Origin of the sequence: Streptomyces pseudogriseolus, assembly GCA_002154585.1 — a bacterium.
Lineage (GTDB): Bacteria > Actinomycetota > Actinomycetes > Streptomycetales > Streptomycetaceae > Streptomyces > Streptomyces pseudogriseolus.
The window spans coordinates 1-15500 of record MUNG01000174.1; the positions used below are offsets into that span (position 1 = coordinate 1).

The 15500-nt window shown below is 70.9% G+C and carries 14 protein-coding genes and 2 pseudogenes; 13 read left to right on the forward strand and 3 right to left on the reverse strand.

The window, feature by feature from the left end:
- Nucleotides 1-1058 (reverse strand): DUF349 domain-containing protein (locus CCN29_RS17045; RefSeq protein WP_086682893.1); only part of this gene is annotated, 1058 nt, incomplete at its 3' end.
- 137 nt (nt 1059-1195) lie between these two features.
- On the reverse strand, nt 1196-2017 hold the full coding sequence (locus CCN29_RS17050; RefSeq protein ID WP_006136184.1) for a peptidylprolyl isomerase: 822 nt from the start codon (nt 2015-2017) through the stop codon (nt 1196-1198).
- A 180-nt stretch (nt 2018-2197) separates the two neighbouring features.
- Between CCN29_RS17050 and CCN29_RS17055 the strand changes: the two genes are divergently transcribed.
- The 13 genes and pseudogenes from CCN29_RS17055 to CCN29_RS17115 form a co-directional block, all read left to right on the forward strand.
- A complete protein-coding gene (locus CCN29_RS17055) occupies nt 2198-2905 on the forward strand; it encodes an MBL fold metallo-hydrolase (RefSeq protein ID WP_006136182.1) in 708 nt (235 codons plus the stop codon).
- An 11-nt stretch (nt 2906-2916) separates the two neighbouring features.
- Nucleotides 2917-4179 (forward strand): histidine--tRNA ligase, encoded by a 1263-nt coding sequence (gene hisS / locus CCN29_RS17060; RefSeq protein ID WP_031022802.1) that lies wholly within the window; start codon nt 2917-2919, stop codon nt 4177-4179.
- A 274-nt stretch (nt 4180-4453) separates the two neighbouring features.
- Complete coding sequence (locus tag CCN29_RS17065) at nt 4454-5122, forward strand: vitamin K epoxide reductase family protein (protein ID WP_006136180.1); 669 nt, start codon at nt 4454-4456, stop codon at nt 5120-5122.
- 44 nt (nt 5123-5166) lie between these two features.
- Entirely contained in the window at nt 5167-6522 is a 1356-nt protein-coding gene (locus CCN29_RS17070) for a replication-associated recombination protein A (protein WP_006136178.1), read from the forward strand.
- 301 nt (nt 6523-6823) lie between these two features.
- A complete protein-coding gene (gene rpsD, locus CCN29_RS17075; RefSeq protein ID WP_006136177.1) occupies nt 6824-7438 on the forward strand; it encodes a 30S ribosomal protein S4 in 615 nt (204 codons plus the stop codon).
- A gap of 200 nt (nt 7439-7638) precedes the next feature.
- Entirely contained in the window at nt 7639-8088 is a 450-nt protein-coding gene (locus CCN29_RS17080) for a DUF948 domain-containing protein (RefSeq protein ID WP_086682896.1), read from the forward strand.
- 7 nt (nt 8089-8095) lie between these two features.
- Nucleotides 8096-8464: a hypothetical protein gene (locus CCN29_RS17085; protein WP_086682899.1), complete on the forward strand. Its 369-nt coding sequence runs from the start codon at nt 8096-8098 to the stop codon at nt 8462-8464.
- Nucleotides 8464-11136, forward strand: coding sequence for an alanine--tRNA ligase (gene alaS, locus CCN29_RS17090; protein WP_086682902.1), 2673 nt, complete (start codon nt 8464-8466; stop codon nt 11134-11136). Before CCN29_RS17085 ends, alaS begins: the two co-directional genes overlap by 1 nt.
- Nucleotides 11133-11636, forward strand: coding sequence for a Holliday junction resolvase RuvX (ruvX, locus tag CCN29_RS17095; protein WP_006136173.1), 504 nt, complete (start codon nt 11133-11135; stop codon nt 11634-11636). Before alaS ends, ruvX begins: the two co-directional genes overlap by 4 nt.
- A 127-nt stretch (nt 11637-11763) precedes the next feature.
- Nucleotides 11764-13494, forward strand: a complete 1731-nt coding sequence (gene mltG / locus CCN29_RS17100; protein ID WP_442538393.1) for an endolytic transglycosylase MltG — start codon at nt 11764-11766, stop codon at nt 13492-13494.
- Nucleotides 13494-14321, forward strand: coding sequence for a shikimate dehydrogenase (locus CCN29_RS17105; protein ID WP_031022811.1), 828 nt, complete (start codon nt 13494-13496; stop codon nt 14319-14321). The genes mltG and CCN29_RS17105 overlap by 1 nt, the downstream gene beginning before the upstream one ends.
- A 51-nt stretch (nt 14322-14372) precedes the next feature.
- Nucleotides 14373-14708, forward strand: coding sequence for a hypothetical protein (locus tag CCN29_RS17110; RefSeq protein ID WP_086682908.1), 336 nt, complete (start codon nt 14373-14375; stop codon nt 14706-14708).
- 180 nt (nt 14709-14888) lie between these two features.
- A pseudogene (locus CCN29_RS17115) lies at nt 14889-15323 on the forward strand (chorismate synthase); the annotation flags it as partial.
- On the opposite strand, the pseudogene CCN29_RS17120 reads toward CCN29_RS17115, so the two are convergent.
- Nucleotides 15317-15500 (reverse strand): annotated as a pseudogene (locus CCN29_RS17120) (chorismate synthase); the annotation flags it as partial. The pseudogenes CCN29_RS17115 and CCN29_RS17120 overlap by 7 nt on opposite strands.

A 15500-nucleotide genomic window follows, 5' to 3' on the forward strand; every position in this document is an offset into this window, starting at 1 on the left:
GCCCGGGCCCGGGCCTCCGGGTTGGTCCGGCGCCACTCGGCCTCCTCGGCCCCCTGGATCGCCCGCTCCACGGTGTGCATCCGGCCCTCGACCTTCGGGCGGGCGTCCCTCGGCACATGGCCGATGGCCTCCCAGCGCTCGTTGATCGCACGGAACGCGGCCCGGGCGGCCTTCAGATCCGTGATCGGCAGCAGCTTCTCCGCCTCGCCGGCCAGCTCCTCCTTGAGCTTGAGGTTCTCCGCCTGCTCCGCGTCACGCTCGGCGAACACCGAGGAACGGGCCGCGAAGAAGACGTCCTGGGCGCCGCGGAAGCGGTTCCACAGTTCTTCCTCGTGCTCGCGCTGGGCACGGCCCGCGGCCTTCCACTGCGCCATCAGGTCGCGGTACCGGGCCGCGGTCGGGCCCCAGTCCGTGGAGCCCGACAGCGCCTCCGCCTCGGCGACCAGCTGCTCCTTGATCCGGCGGGCGTCCTCGCGCTGCGCGTCCAGCTGCGCGAAGTGCTGCTTGCGCCGCTTGGAGAACGCCGACCGCGCGTGCGAGAAGCGGTGCCACAGCTCGTCGTCGGACTTGCGGTCCAGCCGCGGCAGACCCTTCCAGGTGTCCACCAGGGCCCGCAGCCGTTCCCCGGCCGCCCGCCACTGGTCGGACTGCGCCAGCTCCTCGGCCTCGACGACCAGCGCCTCCTTGGCCTGCCGCGCCTCCTCGGACTGCCGGGCCCGCTGCGCCTTGCGCTCCTCGCGGCGCGCCTCGACCAGCTCCACGAGCTTGTCCAGACGGCCCCGGAGGGCGTCCAGGTCACCGACCGCGTGATGGGCGTCGACCTGCTCGCGCAGATGGTCGATCGCGGCCATGGCGTCCTTGGACGACAGGTCGGTGGTCCTCACACGCTTCTCGAGGAGGCCGATCTCGACAACCAGGCCCTCGTACTTGCGCTCGAAGTAGGCCAGCGCCTCGTCAGGAGAGCCGGCCTGCCAGGAACCGACGACCTTCTCGCCGTCGGCCGTACGCACGTACACGGTCCCCGTCTCGTCGACGCGGCCCCACGGGTCGCTGCTCACAGCGCCTCCTCCACATGATGCCGTCGAGGGGCCTGTGCGCTCCCCCGGGCATCGTCCACAGTTTCGTCACGGCCAACATAGGCGACCGACGGGATGCCTGTCCGCATCCCGCGCGACCGAAATTACGCAGTTGGGGCTCAGGAAGCGGTGACGGTCGCCTTGTCGATCACGACCGTCGCGTTGGGCGCCCCGTCGCCGGCCCCGGTGCTCTCCCCGGCGTCGGCGATCTTCTTCAGCACCTTCAGGCCCGCGTCCGAGACGGTGCCGAACGGTGTGTAGCTGGGCGGAAGCTGACTGTCCTCGTAGACCAGGAAGAACTGGCTGCCGCCACTGTCCTTCTGCCCGGTGTTGGCCATCGCGACCGTGCCCGCCGGGTAGGTGTTGTTCTTCAGGCTCGCGTCCTTCAGGTTCTCGTCCGGGATCGTGTAGCCGGGACCGCCGGTGCCCGTGCCCGTGGGGTCGCCGCACTGCAGCACGAAGATGCCGGCGGTGGTGAGCCGGTGGCACTTGGTGTGGTCGAAGTAGCCCTTGCCCGCGAGGAAGTTGAAGGAGTTGACCGTGTGCGGGGCCGCCGAGGCCTTCAGCGCCAGGTCTATCGTCCCGCAGGTGGTCTCGAGCGTCATCGTGTACTTCGCCGACTTGTCGATCGACATCGCCGGCTCCTTCTTCCACGTCTGCTTCTCGACCGCGCCCTCGGCCGGCTTCTCGCACGGGTCCGGAGCCTTGCCGGTCTGCTCGGCCTCCGGCGTGACCTCCGCGGCCGCGTTGGTCTTGTCGTCGTCCTGCTCGAACACCCCCGTCGTGTACAGCGCGAGGCTGCCGATCAGGGTCACACCGAGCACCGACGCGACGACCGCGTTGCGGACCCTCGACTTGCGCCGCGCCTCGGTACGCCGCTGCTGCTGCCGCAAGAACTTCTCCCGGGCGAGCTGACGCCGCCGCTGCTCCTGGCTGACCACCGGATTCTCTCCTCATGCGTCTCGTGTGCCGGCCGGTACGCGTGCGTGCGGTGAGCCGACCGCCTGCGTGTGCCCCGTACCGTATATGGGTTCGCTGAGGAATCGGCAGCGCCGGTAGGCTCTGACCACGGGCGCAGCCCCGTCGCAAGCCTCCCGTACCGACACAAACGAAGGACGATCGTGCTCATTGCCGGGTTCCCCGCCGGGGCATGGGGGACGAACTGTTATCTCGTCGCCCCCGCCGCCGGTGAGGAGTGCGTGATCATCGACCCGGGCCACCAGGCCGCCGACGGTGTGGCGGAGGCGGTCCGCAAGCACCGGCTCAAGCCCGTCGCCGTCGTCCTCACCCACGGCCACATCGACCACGTCGCCTCGGTGGTCCCGGTCTGCGGGGCGCACGACGTGCCCGCCTGGATCCACCCCGACGACCGGTACATGATGAGCGACCCGGAGAAGGGCATAGGCCGGGCCATCGGCATGCCGCTCATGGGGGAGCTGACGGTGGGGGAGCCGGACGACGTCAGGGAACTCACCGACGGCGCCGCGCTGAAGCTGGCGGGCCTGGAGTTCTCCGTCGCGCACGCCCCGGGCCATACCAAGGGGTCGGTGACCTTCAACCTGCCCGAGTCGGCCGACATCCCGCCGGTCATGTTCTCGGGCGACCTGTTGTTCGCCGGCTCCATCGGACGCACCGACCTGCCCGGCGGTGACATGGCCGAGATGCTCGACTCGCTGGCCCGCGTGTGCCTGCCGCTCGACGACTCGACCGTGGTGCTGTCCGGCCACGGCCCCCAGACCACCATCGGCCAGGAGCGCGCCACCAACCCGTATCTGCGGCAGGTGGCCGCCGGCCCGGGAGCCCAGGAGGCTCCCCGACGAGGAATGTGACGACTACTTCCGTGAGCACCTTCAAGGCACCCAAGGGCACCTACGACCTGCTGCCGCCCGATTCCGCCAAGTACCTCGCCGTGCGTGAGGCGATCGCCGCCCCGCTGCGCGGCTCCGGCTACGGCTACATCGAGACGCCCGGCTTCGAGACCGTCGAGCTGTTCGCGCGCGGCGTCGGAGAGTCCACCGACATCGTCACCAAGGAGATGTACGCCTTCGAGACCAAGGGCGGCACCAAGCTCGCCCTGCGTCCCGAAGGCACCGCCTCCGTGCTGCGCGCCGCGCTGGAGGCGAACCTGCACAGGGCGGGCAACCTCCCGGTGAAGCTCTGGTACTCCGGCTCGTACTACCGCTACGAGCGCCCGCAGAAGGGCCGTTACCGGCACTTCTCGCAGGTGGGCGCCGAGGCGATCGGCGCGGAGGACCCGGCGCTCGACGCCGAGCTGATCATCCTGGCCGACCAGGCGTACCGCTCGCTGGGCCTGCAGAACTTCCGCATCCTGCTCAACAGCCTGGGCGACAAGGAGTGCCGTCCCGTCTACCGGGCCGCCCTCCAGGACTTCCTGCGCGGCCTCGACCTGGACGAGGACACCCTGCGCCGGGCGGAGATCAACCCGCTGCGCGTGCTGGACGACAAGCGCGAGTCGGTGCAGAAGCAGCTCGGCGACGCCCCGCTGCTGCGCGACTACCTCTGCGACGCCTGCAAGGCGTACCACGAGGAGGTGCGCGAGCTGGTCACGGCGGCGGGCGTGACCTTCGAGGACGACCCGAAGCTGGTGCGCGGCCTGGACTACTACACGCGCACCACCTTCGAGTTCGTCCACGACGGCCTCGGCTCCCAGTCCGCCGTGGGCGGCGGCGGCCGCTACGACGGCCTGTCGGAGATGATCGGCGGCCCCGCGCTGCCGTCCGTCGGCTGGGCGCTCGGCGTCGACCGCACGGTGCTGGCCCTGGAGGCGGAGGGCGTCGAGCTCGAACTGCCCGCGGCCACCAGCGTGTTCGCCGTGCCGCTCGGCGAGGAGGCCCGCCGGGTGCTGTTCGCGAAGGTCACCGAGCTGCGCAAGAACGGCGTGGCCGCGGACTTCGCCTACGGCGGCAAGGGCCTCAAGGCCGCGATGAAGGCGGCCAACCGCTCGGGCGCCCGGTACGCGCTGATCCTCGGCGAGCGCGACATCGAGGAGGGCGTGGTCCAGCTCAAGGACCTGGAGTCCGGCGAGCAGACGGCGTTCGGCGTGAACGAGGTCGTGGCGGAGCTGGAGTCCCGCCTGGGCTGACACGCGCGTTCCCGGGCGCCGGGTCCCCGTCCGCGGGGGCCCGGCGCCCGTGCCGTCAACCGCGCGTTCGGGCCGCCACCCTGTCGGGCGGACCCGCACCGGACCCGCACCGGACGTGCGTACTAGCGCCCCGCGAGGACCGGCCGAAACCCCGCACCCGTGGGTGAACACCCGTACGCCTTTATCGCGGCCCAACGGCGCGGGAAGGGGGCCGTACGGCACAATGACCCCTGCCCGAAGCAGGTCCACACTCACCAGTGACGGAATCGGCGTGATGAGCAAGACGACAGTCAGGGACGTCGACATGGAGCCAGAACCCTCCGCCTCGCAGCAGCGAGCCGCGGCAGCGCCCCGTACCGAGGGCGCGAGCCGTGCGTTCGCCCTGCTCCTGGTGATCACCGGCGCGGCCGGCGTGCTCGCCGCCTGGGTGATCACGCTCGACAAGTTCAAGCTGCTCGAGGCCAAGGTCAAGGGCGAGACGTTCGTCCCCGGGTGCAGCCTCAACCCCGTCGTCTCCTGCGGCAGCGTCATGGAGAGCGACCAGGCCTCCGTCTTCGGCTTCCCCAACCCGATGCTCGGCCTGGTCACCTACGGCATCGTCGTCTGCGTCGGCATGAGCCTGCTCGCCCGGGCCCGCTTCCCCCGCTGGTACTGGCTCACCTTCAACGCGGGCGCCCTCTTCGGCGTCTCCTTCTGCGCCTGGCTGATGTTCCAGTCCCTGTACCGGATCAACGCCCTGTGCCTGTGGTGCTGCCTGGCCTGGGTCGCCACGATCATCATGTTCTGGTACGTGACGTCCTTCAACGTCCGCAAGGGCTTCCTGCCCGCGCCCTCCTGGCTCAAGAGCTTCTTCGGCGAGTTCACCTGGGTCCTGCCCGTGCTGCACATCGGCATCATCGGCATGCTGATCCTGACCCGCTGGTGGGACTTCTGGACCAGCTGACCGCCCGCCCCCGGGCTGTCGGCGCGGTGCTTTAGGGTTTCAGCGTGGAGCCCGACCTGTTCACCGCCGCAGCAGAAGAACGCCAGGAGAAGGACCCGACCGGCAGCCCCCTGGCGGTCCGGATGCGCCCGCGCACCCTCGACGAGGTGGTGGGCCAGCAGCACCTCCTGAAGCCGGGCTCGCCCCTGCGCAGACTCGTCGGCGAGGGCTCCTCGGGCCCCGCGGGACCCTCCTCGGTGATCCTCTGGGGCCCGCCCGGCACGGGCAAGACGACCCTCGCCTACGTGGTCTCCAAGGCCACCAACAAGCGCTTCGTGGAGCTCTCCGCGATCACCGCGGGCGTCAAGGAGGTCCGCGCGGTCATCGACGGCGCCCGCCGCGCCTCCGGCGGGTACGGCCAGGAGACGGTCCTCTTCCTCGACGAGATCCACCGCTTCAGCAAGGCCCAGCAGGATTCCCTGCTCCCCGCCGTGGAGAACCGCTGGGTCACGCTCATCGCCGCGACCACCGAGAACCCGTACTTCTCGGTCATCTCCCCGCTGCTCTCCCGCTCCCTCCTCCTCACCCTCGAGCCGCTCACCGACGACGACGTCCGTGACCTGCTCCAGCGCGCCCTCACCGACGAGCGCGGCCTCAAGGGCGCCGTCACCCTCCCCGACGACACCGCCGCCCACCTGCTGCGCATCGCCGGCGGCGACGCCCGCCGCGCGCTCACCGCCCTGGAGGCCGCCGCCGGCGCCGCCCTGGACAAGGGCGAGTCCGAGGTGAGCCTGGCAACGCTGGAGGAGACCGTCGACCGGGCCGCCGTGAAGTACGACCGCGACGGCGACCAGCACTACGACGTCGCCAGTGCCCTGATCAAGTCCATCCGCGGCTCCGACGTGGACGCCGCGCTGCACTACCTGGCCCGCATGATCGAGGCCGGCGAGGACCCCCGCTTCATCGCCCGCCGCCTGATGATCTCCGCCAGCGAGGACATCGGCCTCGCCGACCCGAACGCGCTGCCCATCGCCGTCGCCGCCGCCCAGGCCGTCGCCATGATCGGCTTCCCCGAGGCCGCCCTCACCCTCAGCCACGCCACCATCGCCCTCGCGCTGGCCCCCAAGTCCAACGCCGCCACCACCGCGATCGGCGCCGCCCTGGAGGACGTACGCAAGGGACTGGCCGGTCCCGTGCCGTCGCACCTGCGCGACAGCCACTACAAGGGCGCGACCAAGCTCGGGCACGGCAAGGGCTACACCTACCCGCACGACCTGCCCGAGGGCATCGCCGAGCAGCAGTACGCCCCGGACGCCCTCAAGAACCGCGAGTACTACGAGCCCACCCGGCACGGCGCCGAGGCGCGGTACGCGGACGCCGTGGAGTGGACCAGGAAGCACCTCGGTCGCAAGCGGTCCTGAGCACCCTGTAGACTCACGCGAAGTGCTGTGTCCCGTGTCCGGCTCCGGTCGGCGCCTCAGGCGGGACGACCAGCCGGATCCTTCGATCCAGGAGCGTCGCGCACCGTCGTAGGTGTCGCGGGCAGCCCACCACCACCCGTAAGTCCCGGGACCGGTCGGTGGGCCGTTCGTGTGCTGCACGTATGTGCCCAGTCCAGGGAGCGGCTGCCTGGCTCGTCCCTCGCGGACCTGCCGGGATTCCCGAACTGCGGATGCGACCTCCCGTAACCCTGAGGCAGCCGAAACAGGAAAAGGAAAAGAAGTGGCGAACCAGTCCCGCCCCAAGGTCAAGAAGTCGCGTGCCCTCGGTATCGCGCTGACCCCGAAGGCCGTCAAGTACTTCGAGGCCCGCCCCTACCCGCCGGGCGAGCACGGCCGTGGCCGCAAGCAGAACTCGGACTACAAGGTCCGTCTGCTGGAGAAGCAGCGCCTGCGCGCGCAGTACGACATCTCCGAGCGCCAGCTGGTCCGTGCCTACGAGCGCGCCGCCAAGACCTCGATGAAGACGGGTGAGGCCCTCGTCATCGAGCTCGAGCGCCGCCTCGACGCGCTGGTCCTGCGTTCGGGCATCGCCCGCACGATCTACCAGGCCCGCCAGATGGTCACCCACGGCCACATCCAGGTGAATGGCAAGAAGGTCGACAAGCCCTCCTTCCGTGTCCGCCCGGACGACGTCGTGGAGGTCCGCGAGCGCAGCAAGGAGAAGACCCTCTTCACGATCGCCCGTGAGGGTGGCTTCGCCCCCGACGGTGAGATCCCGCGCTACCTCCAGGTGAACCTCAAGGGCCTGGCGTTCCGCCTGGACCGTGAGCCGAACCGCAAGGAGATCCCGGTGATCTGCGACGAGCAGCTCGTCGTCGAGTACTACGCCCGCTGATCCGGCAGGCACGCGGTATCCCGAGCCCGTCGTCCTCCCGCCCTCCGGGGCGGGAAGGCGGCGGGCTCGTCCTCGCCCCGGGGCCGTCCGCCCGGGACCGGCGCCGTGGCGGACGGTAATCCGGTACGGAGACCCGTCACCGGCGCGATAGGCTCGGTCACACGACTTTCTCGATGTTCAGGCGCGTTTCAAGGGAGCGGGTGCACACAGTGTCCGGTGGCGAGGTGGCCGGAATCCTGGTGGCCGTCTTCTGGGCGATCCTGGTCTCCTTCCTCGCCGTGGCACTGGCGAGGCTGGCCCAGACGCTCCGGGCGACCACCAAGCTGGTGGCGGACGTGACCGACCAGGCCGTCCCTCTGCTGGCGGACGCCTCCACGGCGGTGCGGTCCGCGCAGACCCAGATCGAACGGGTCGACGCGATCGCCTCCGACGTCCAGGAGGTCACCTCCAACGCCTCCGCGCTGTCCACCACCGTGGCCTCCACGTTCGGCGGCCCCCTGGTCAAGGTCGCCGCCTTCGGCTACGGCGTGCGCCGGGCCATCGGCGGCCGCAAGGAGGACGCGCCGGCCAGGACACGGCGCGACGTGATCGTCGGCCGCACCGTCCCGGGCGCACGGCGCGACAAGCGGACCCGGGGAAAGAAGGACTGACCCGACCATGTTCCGCCGAACGTTTTGGTTCACCACCGGCGTCGCCGCCGGCGTCTGGGCCACCACCAAGGTCAACCGCAAGATCAAGCAGCTCACCCCCGAGCACCTCGCGGTCGCCGCGGCGAACAAGGCGATCGAGGCCGGCGGCCGGCTCAAGGACCGCGCGGTGGACTTCGCCCTCGAGGTCCGCGACCACATGGACCGGCGCGAGGCCGAACTCGGCGACGCGCTCGGACTGAACGCTCCTGTCGACCGCGAACTGCCCGCACCCCGCGGCTACGCCGTGATCGAGAACCGCAACAGCCCCCCGTACGTCGAGGGCCCCAAGAAGTCGACGTACCCGACGTACCCGTACAACCGGAATGAGGACCACTGATGGAGTCGGCCGAGATCCGCCGCCGCTGGCTGAGCTTCTTCGAGGAGCGCGGGCACACCGTCGTCCCGTCGGCGTCGCTCATCGCGGACGACCCGACTCTGCTCCTCGTCCCGGCCGGCATGGTGCCCTTCAAGCCCTACTTCCTCGGCGAGGTCAAGCCGCCCTTCGACCGCGCGACCAGCGTGCAGAAGTGCGTGCGCACCCCCGACATCGAAGAGGTCGGCAAGACCACCCGCCACGGCACGTTCTTCCAGATGTGCGGCAACTTCTCCTTCGGCGACTACTTCAAGGAGGGCGCCGTCAAGCTCGCCTGGGAGCTGCTCACCACCCCCCAGGACAAGGGCGGTTACGGCCTCGAGCCGGAGAAGCTGTGGATCACCGTCTACCAGGACGACGACGAGGCCGAGCGGATCTGGCACGAGGTCGTGGGCGTGCCCAAGGAGCGCATCCAGCGCCTGGGCAAGAAGGACAACTTCTGGTCCATGGGCGTCCCCGGCCCCTGCGGCCCCTGCTCCGAGATCAACTACGACCGCGGCCCCGAGTTCGGCCCCGAGGGCGGCCCCGCCGTCAACGACGAGCGGTACGTGGAGATCTGGAACCTCGTCTTCATGCAGTACGAGCGGGGCGAGGGCACCGGCAAGGACGACTTCGAGATCCTCGGCGACCTGCCCAGCAAGAACATCGACACCGGCCTCGGTCTCGAGCGGCTCGCCATGATTCTGCAGGGCGTGCAGAACATGTACGAGATCGACACCTCCATGGCCGTCATCGAGAAGGCCACCGAGCTGACCGGCGTCCGCTACGGTGACGCCCACGGCTCCGACGTCTCCCTGCGCGTGGTCACCGACCACATGCGCACCGCCACCATGCTCATCGGCGACGGCGTCACCCCCGGCAACGAGGGCCGCGGCTACGTGCTGCGCCGCATCATGCGCCGCGCCATCCGCAACATGCGCCTCCTCGGCGCCACCGGCCCGGTCGTCAAGGACCTCATCGATGTCGTCATCGGCATGATGGGCCAGCAGTACCCGGAGCTGATCACCGACCGCGAGCGCATCGAGAAGGTCGCCCTGGCCGAGGAGAACGCCTTCCTCAAGACGCTGAAGGCCGGCACCAACATCCTCGACACCGCCGTGTCCGAGACCAAGGCCGCCGGCTCCAGCGTGCTGCCCGGCGACAAGGCCTTCCTGCTCCACGACACCTGGGGCTTCCCCATCGACCTCACCCTGGAGATGGCCGCCGAGCAGGGCCTCTCCGTGGACGAGGACGGCTTCCGCCGTCTGATGAAGGAGCAGCGGGAGCGCGCCAAGGCCGACGCCCAGGCCAAGAAGACCGGCCACGCCGACCTCGGCGCCTACCGCGAGATCGCCGACCGGGCCGGGGCCACCGACTTCATCGGCTACACGGACACCGAGGGCGAGTCCTCGGTCGTCGGCATCCTCGTCGACGGCGTCTCCTCGCCCGCCGCCACCGAGGGCGACGAGGTCGAGATCGTCCTGGACCGCACCCCCTTCTACGCCGAGGGCGGCGGCCAGATCGGCGACACCGGCCGCATCCGCACCGACTCCGGCGCCGTGATCGAGGTCCGCGACTGCCAGAAGCCGGTCCCGGGCGTCTACGTCCACAAGGGCGTCGTCCAGGTCGGCGAGGTCACCGTCGGCGCCCGCGCCCACGCCGCCATCGACGACCGCCGGCGCAAGGCCATCGCCCGCGCCCACTCGGCCACCCACCTCACCCACCAGGCCCTGCGCGACGCCCTCGGCCCGACGGCCGCCCAGGCCGGCTCCGAGAACCAGCCCGGCCGGTTCCGCTTCGACTTCGGCTCGCCGTCCGCGGTGCCGCAGACGGTCATGCTCGACGTCGAGCAGAAGATCAACGAGGTGCTCGCCCGCGACCTCGACGTGCGCGCCGACGTCATGGGCATCGACGAGGCCAAGCGGCAGGGCGCCATCGCCGAGTTCGGCGAGAAGTACGGCGAGCGCGTCCGTGTGGTCACCATCGGCGACTTCTCCAAGGAGCTGTGCGGCGGCACCCACGTGCACAACACCGCCCAGCTGGGCCTGGTGAAGCTGCTCGGCGAGTCGTCCATCGGCTCCGGCGTGCGCCGTATCGAGGCCCTCGTCGGCGTGGACGCCTACAACTTCCTCGCCCGCGAGCACACGGTGGTCAACCAGCTCACCGAGCTGCTCAAGGGCCGCTCGGAGGAGCTGCCCGAGAAGGTCTCCGCCATGCTCGGCCGGCTGAAGGACGCCGAGAAGGAGATCGAGAAGTTCCGCGCCGAGAAGGTGCTCCAGGCCGCCGCCGGCCTCGCCGAGTCCGCCAAGGACATCAAGGGCGTCGCCGTCGTCACCGGCCAGGTCCCGGACGGCACCACCGCCGACGACCTGCGGAAGCTGGTGCTCGACGTGCGCGGCCGCATCCAGGGCGGCCGGGCCGCCGTCGTCGCCCTGTTCAGCACCGTGAACGGCAAGCCGCTCACGGTCATCGCCACCAACGAGGCCGCCCGCGAGCGCGGACTCAAGGCCGGCGACCTGGTGCGCACCGCCGCCAAGACCCTCGGCGGCGGCGGTGGCGGCAAGCCGGACGTCGCCCAGGGCGGCGGCCAGAACCCGGCCGCCGTCGGCGAGGCCGTCGACGCCGTGGAGCGTCTCGTGGCGGACGCCGCCAGGTGACCGGTCCCGCGCACGAGCAGGCGGACGGCCCGGCCCTGCGCCGCGGCCGCCGCCTCGCGGTCGACGTCGGGGACGCCCGGATCGGGGTCGCCTCCTGTGACCCCGACGGAATCCTCGCCACCCCGGTCGAGACCGTCCCCGGCCGGGACGTCCCGGCCGCGCACCGCAGGCTGAAGCAGCTCGTCGAGGAGTACGAGCCCATCGAGGTCGTCGTCGGTCTCCCTCGCTCCCTCAAGGGGGGCGAGGGCCCCGCCGCCGTCAAGGTCCGCGGCTTCGCCCAGCAGCTGGCCCGTATGATCGCCCCCGTTCCGGTGCGGCTCGTGGACGAGCGGATGACCACGGTGACGGCCAGTCAGGGACTGCGCGCCTCGGGCGTGAAGTCCAAGAAGGGGCGGTCCGTCATCGACCAGGCCGCCGCTGTGATCATCCTCCAGCAGGCACTGGAATCCGAACGGGTGTCAGGCAGACCACCCGGCGAGGGCGTCGAAGTGGTCATCTGATCGCGATACGGTAACGTTCCGCGCGATGCGGGCGATGTTCGAACAGCCCCCGCACAAAGAGAGGCGGAACGGGAGCCGTGGTCTTCAGGTGGCCGGGCTGCCGCCGCCTCGCGGCTCTAGGGGATCGATGACTGAGTATGGCCGGGGCCAAGGCTCCGATCCGTGGCATCCGGACGACCCGTTGTACGGGGACGGCGGATGGGGAGGACAGCAGGCCGCCCCACAGGCCCAGCAGTCCTACGGCGGCCAGCCGCAGCAGTACCCGCAGCAGCCGCAGCAGCAGTACGGCGACTGGGGCACGGGTGACCAGCACGGGTACGGCGATCAGGCGTACCCGCAGTACGACCAGTACGGTCAGCAGTACCCGCCTCAGCAGCCTCAGCACCCCCAGCAGCCCGGGCACCAGCAGCAGCATCAGCAGCCGCAGTACGACCAGAACGGCTGGCCGACGGGCTCCTACCCCCAGGACCCCTACGCCGGCGGCCCGCAGGACCCGTACGCGCAGCAGCCCGCGTCCTACGGCGGCGAGCAGTCCGACTACTACGGCACCCCCGAGGCCTACCCGCCGCCCGAGCCCCCCGGCCGGCGGCGGCCCGAGCCGGAACCGGAGCCCGAGCCGCGGACCGACTGGGACCCCGGCCCCGACCAGGGCGAGCACGCGTTCTTCGCGGGCGGCGACGACGACGGGGACGGCCGTGACGGCGACGACGGCCGCGACGGCGAGCCGGGCGACCGGCGCGGGCGCGGCGAGCGCCGGGGCGGCGGCGGCAAGGAGAAGAAGCGGCGCAGCGGACTGGCCTGTCTGGTGGTCGTCGCCGTCTTCGGCGGCGGACTGGCCGGTGTGGGCTACTTCGGCTACCAGTTCTACCAGGATCGTTTCGGCAGCGCCCCGGACTTCGCGGGGTCCGGCAACGGCCAGCAGGTCACCGTCACCATCCCCAAGGGTTCCGGCGGCTACGCCATCGGCCAGGTGCTCAAGAAGATGGGCGTGGTCAAGAGCGTCGACGCCTTCGTCGCGGCCCAGGCGGCCAACCCGGACGGCAAGAGCATCCAGGACGGCGTCTACACGCTCCAGAAGGAGATGTCGGCCGCGAGCGCGGTCGAACTGATGCTCAGCCCGAAGAGCCGCGACAACCTGATCATCGCCGAGGGCAAGCGCAACGCGGCCGTCTACGAACTGATCGACGCGCGCCTGGAGGTCGCGAAGGGCACCACGGCCAAGGTCGCCGAGACCAGGTGGAAGTCGCTCGGACTGCCCGACTGGGCCGTGAACCACCCGGACGTGAAGGACCCGCTCGAAGGGTTCCTCTTCCCCTCCAGCTACGCCGTCGCCAAGGGGCAGAAGCCGGAGGACGTGCTCAAGCAGATGGTGGCTCGTGCCACCGAGAAGTACGAGGCCCTGGACTTCGAGACCAAGGCGGAGAGCCTCGGTCTGGAAGGCCCCTGGGAACTGGTGACGGTCGCCAGCCTGGTGCAGGCGGAGGGCAAGACCCACGACGACTTCCGCAAGATGTCGGAGGTCATCTACAACCGGCTGAAGCCGACCAACACCGAGACGAACCAGAAGCTCCAGTTCGACTCGTCGTTCAACTACCTCAAGGGGCAGAGCGAGATCGACATCTCCGAGTCGGAGATCAACAGCAACACCGACCCCTACAACACGTACACCAACAAGGGCCTGCCGCCCGGTCCCATCGGCAACCCCGGTGACGACGCCATCAAGGCGGCGCTCAACCCCACCTCGGACGGCTGGATCTACTTCGTGGCCACCGACGGCATGGACAAGACCGAGTTCGCCAGGAACATCGAGGAGCACCAGAAGCTCGTCGACAAGTTCAACGCGTCGAGGGGCGACTGATGCCGGGCGCCCGTCGTGCCGCCGTGCTCGGCTCCCCGATCGCCCACTCCCTCTCCCCGGTGCTGCACCGCGCCGCCTACGCCGAACTGGGCCTGGAGGGCTGGACGTACGACCGTTTCGAGATCGACGAGAAGGCGCTGCCCGGCTTCCTCGACGCCCTCGGTCCGGAGTGGGCGGGGCTGTCGCTGACCATGCCGCTGAAGCGGGCCGTCATCCCGTTGCTCGACGGCATCAGCGAGACCGCGGCCTCGGTCGACGCGGTCAACACCGTCGTCTTCGCCGAGGACGGCCGCCGCACCGGTGACAACACCGACATCCCCGGCATGGTCGCGGCCCTGCACGAGCACGGCATCGACAAGGTGGACACCGCGGCGATCCTCGGCGCCGGCGCCACCGCCTCCTCCGCGCTCGCCGCGCTGTCCCGCGTCTGCACCGGCGAGATCGTCGTCCACGTGCGCAGCGAGGCCCGGGCCGACGAGATGCGGCAGTGGGCGGAGCGCCTCGACGTCACCGTGCGGATCGCGTCCTGGGACGACGCCGCGAAGGCCCTGCACGCCCCGCTGGTCGTCAGCACCACCCCGGCCGGAGTCACCGACTCCCTCGCCCACGCGGTGCCCGAGCGCCCGGCGGCCCTCTTCGACGTGCTGTACGACCCGTGGCCGACCGTCCTCGCGGCCCGCTGGTCCGCGTACGGCGGGGCTGTGGTCGGCGGTCTCGACCTGCTGGTGCACCAGGCGGTGCTCCAGGTGGAGCAGATGACCGGCCGGTCCCCGGCCCCGCTGGAGGCCATGCGGCGTGCCGGCGAACAGGCCCTGGCCGCCCGGTAGGATCCCTGCTCGTTCCGCAGGGGGCGGAACGTGAGGGAGGGGACCCTTTTCATGTCCGCAGGCGTGCCGCTGGCGTCCTGGAAGACGCAGATGTTCGAGTCGCTGCTGGGCTTTCTGCCCGACCGGGTGCAGATCACCGTGCTGGCGCTGGTGGTGCTCGGCTTCCTGACGGCCTGGGCGCTCAAGCTGAAGCGCCGGATCGCCGCCCGCCGCGCCCGGCGGACGGGCGCGCCCGTCCCGTCCGGGCCGAGCGGTGCCGACTTCCTCGGGCCGTACGCCCCGGGGAACCAGGGCGGTGGCGCCGCCCGTTCGGGCGACCGGGAGCCGAGCGGCGCCGACTTCCTCGGCCCGTACGCCCCGCGCCGTGAGGGCGGTGACCGGGTCTGATCCCCGTGCCCGACCGGTGATCGCGGCCGTCCGTCAGGTGGACCGGCGGCCGGACGCCGTGCCCGGCGTGGGAGGATCGAAGGACGGCGGACCGGGACCCGCGCACCCCGTCCCGCCGCGCGCGCACGCGACAGGAGCGTGCGCAGGGCAGTACCGGGGCGCGAACACGGAGGAGCACCGTTGAGCAGGTTGCGCTGGCTGACCGCGGGGGAGTCCCACGGTCCCGCACTCGTCGCGACGCTGGAGGGCCTTCCCGCCGGCGTGCCGATCACCACGGACATGGTGGCGGACCACCTGGCGAGGCGGCGGCTCGGCTACGGTCGCGGCGCGCGCATGAAGTTCGAGCGGGACGAGGTCACGTTCCTGGGCGGCGTCCGGCACGGACTCACCCTGGGCTCGCCGGTCGCGATCATGGTGGGCAACACCGAGTGGCCGAAGTGGGAGCAGGTCATGGCGGCCGACCCGGTCGACCCGGAGGTGCTGGCCGGCCTCGCGCGCAACGCGCCGCTGACCCGCCCGCGTCCCGGCCACGCCGACCTGGCCGGCATGCAGAAGTACGGCTTCGACGAGGCCCGTCCGATCCTGGAGCGCGCCTCCGCCCGTGAGACGGCCGCCATGACCTGCTCCCACTTCGGCCACTCGGTGTTGCCCACCATGATCGCGACCGGCGAGCCCAGGGTGAGTCCGTGCCGGACGCCGCCCAGGAACGTGACCTCGTCCCGCTCGAACTTCATGCGCGCGCCGCGACCGTAGCCGATCCGCCGCCTCGCCAGGTGGTCCGCCACCATGTCC